Below are 2,361 nucleotides of genomic sequence, written 5' to 3' on the forward strand. Positions count from 1 at the left end.
ATTCTTTTAACAGACCGTGAAAGTGCAAAATTGCTTCATATGAGTGTCTCAACTTTCCGCCGTCATGTAACCAATGGCTCTTTGCCAAAACCTTTAAAATTTGGTTTTTTATCGCGTTGGTTACAATCAGATCTTATCAATGTCATTGAGCAAGCAAAACAGCAACGTTATAATGACGCGGCATAAAAAGAAAGCCTTGTCACGTAAGAACGGACAAGGCTTTCTCAAGCTCATCAAACCTGGTGCTTTATTTGGTGTAAATTCAAGGCTTTCTCTGCTGAAGCAAGACTTAAGGCTGGCATTCAAGTTGTTCTGAATGTTTTTTACAATAAGGGCTATTTAAGCGTCTCTCAACACTTCGCTGAGGCGTGATAGAACCACTAAGAGGATACACCGGAATCCTATCATCTTGACAATTTTCACACCACTTTCCATTTTCACTTCTATAGTGGAAGCCAGATTGAAGCATACAAGTATGAATTATTGCCCATTCACCGAAACCTAATCCACTATTTTCTGTATCGGCATTATAAGGAGTTGGCTTACCACACTCTAACAATGCTTTTGCTACTTCAGTAGAATCTGCATCTGGCTTTTGCCATATAACAAAGTATTTTGAAGGAGGCTTTGAGTCACATCCAGCGATACTTAACAAAGCCATGCAACTCAACAGTTTTAAGATTTTCTTCATTTTTCCCCTCTTTCAATGGATTTATTTACGATAAAACAGAGCTCATAAACCTGTTGATATTTCCTGTCACCGCTGCTTAAAACAACGGTGAACAATATTGAGATGATTGGTTGAGAAAACAATCGCGCCATTCCAAGCAAAAGCAAGGATAAGGGATTGTTGATCATCACCAATAGAAACACTTAAGGTTGGCATTTGCGACTATTTTTATATTTTTTACAAAAAGGGCTGTTCAAGCGCTTCTTGACACTGCGCTGTGGTATGACAGCACCTGGACGACAAATGGGAAGATCCTCGGCTTTATGATTTACACACCAAGTTCCCCCTCCCACTTTATCACGAAAACCTGATTGAATCATACAAGCTTCTATGGTTGCTATTGCATTGTAGCTGAGCTTTCTGCTTTCTGGATCAGTATCATAAGGGGTTGGCATTCCACATTCTAATAAGGCTTTTCCTACCTCAGTAAAATCAGTAACACCATTTTTCTCCCACGTAGCTATCTCTCCTGGAGGAGGTTTATCGATATTACATCCAGTTACACTCACCAAAACTATTCCACTTAATAACTTTAAAATGTATTTCATTTTTTACTCCTTGATTTACTTAAAGGAAATTGTTCACGATGAGATGTGCCATAAAACTTTTGGCATTTATAACCCACATCTCCAAGGCAAGTATGGGAGCTTATGGGATTCATGATCACTCTCCACCATTCTTTCCACCAATTACTACCAGCAGGTATTGTCTCGTAAGTATAGCCATTGCCGCCAATAATTCTGCTTACAAAGTCGTATCTATTCCCATCAAAGCCAATAGTGGTTTGTTTGCCATCACTCACATAACCTAACAGACCGGATGCAACTAAAGCATTAAAGGCTGGTCCATAGAAATTGATATTCGTGTTGTCGGCTATACCGTGAACACCTTCTTGTTTGAAAGAATTCAGCATATTCCCCAATGTCATTGTCCCGCGACTATGTCCATAAAGTTCTAACCCTGTAAGACCATGGCTATACACCAAATCTTTTGCTTCTTGTGTTGAATTGGTCAAACCCCAAAAGTTATTTTCCATAAACTTCTGATAGCCCGCAACCAGAAGTTCTGAAATAGCAGAATCGGCTTGGGGGAACACAACAAAATAAAGCGGATTATTTTTATCCTTCGCATGTTGCTCTGCATAAACAGCAGCTTCATAGGGTGGCGTAAAGATGCCATTAAAGGACACATGCACTTTGCCATCAGCACCCTCTTGTAAATGCTGCTTTTCTTCATCCGTTAAATAATGAAACTTAGGTATTTTTTGTCCACGAGCGTCTTCTATAGGCTCCCCATTTTCATCTGTTTTATAGAGTATATTTCCGTCTTTATCACGGTCGACCACGGCGATGGGGTGCTCTTTGATAAACATGGTTTTATAGGAATCATCGCTGTATTTAAATCCTTCTTCTAAAAGTTGGGTTGCCATTTCACGATTTTCATGGACGATTTGTTCCAGCTTGCCTACATCGAGCTGTTGTACACTCTTATGGGCGCTAGCAGTATCCCGATTAAGGGAGGCTATGGCTTGCTCAACATCTTGCCCTGTTAATGCCTTCTGCCCTGCTTCATCAGTAATGACAATGGTGCCATTGCTGATAGCGGATTTGGTATATCCTTCCTCTGAATCT

5 protein-coding genes are annotated in these 2,361 nt (G+C 40.2%); 1 reads left to right on the plus strand and 4 read right to left on the minus strand.

Annotated elements, in window-relative coordinates; translation table 11 throughout:
- Positions 1-186 (plus strand): helix-turn-helix transcriptional regulator (locus tag ACFIK1_RS07260; protein WP_375662468.1); only part of this gene is annotated, 186 nt, incomplete at its 5' end.
- A 103-nt stretch (positions 187-289) separates the two neighbouring features.
- Here ACFIK1_RS07260 and ACFIK1_RS07265 read toward each other — a convergent pair.
- The 4 genes from ACFIK1_RS07265 to ACFIK1_RS07280 all read right to left on the minus strand — a co-directional run.
- On the minus strand, positions 290-691 hold the full coding sequence (locus tag ACFIK1_RS07265; RefSeq protein WP_375612658.1) for a hypothetical protein: 402 nt from the start codon (positions 689-691) through the stop codon (positions 290-292).
- Positions 692-757: 66 nt separating this feature from the next.
- Positions 758-886, minus strand: coding sequence for a hypothetical protein (locus ACFIK1_RS07270; protein ID WP_375630430.1), 129 nt, complete (start codon positions 884-886; stop codon positions 758-760).
- The gene (locus ACFIK1_RS07275) at positions 874-1,278 is read right to left on the minus strand and encodes a hypothetical protein (protein ID WP_375630432.1); all 405 of its coding nucleotides are present in this window, start codon (positions 1,276-1,278) and stop codon (positions 874-876) included. Before ACFIK1_RS07275 ends, ACFIK1_RS07270 begins: the two co-directional genes overlap by 13 nt.
- Positions 1,275-2,361, minus strand: a 1,087-nt coding sequence (locus ACFIK1_RS07280; protein WP_375662469.1) for a filamentous hemagglutinin, incomplete at its 5' end; no start/stop codon positions are given. The genes ACFIK1_RS07280 and ACFIK1_RS07275, both read right to left, overlap by 4 nt.

Source organism: Bartonella sp. OC16QHHD (assembly GCF_042194035.1).
Lineage (GTDB): Bacteria > Pseudomonadota > Alphaproteobacteria > Rhizobiales > Rhizobiaceae > Bartonella.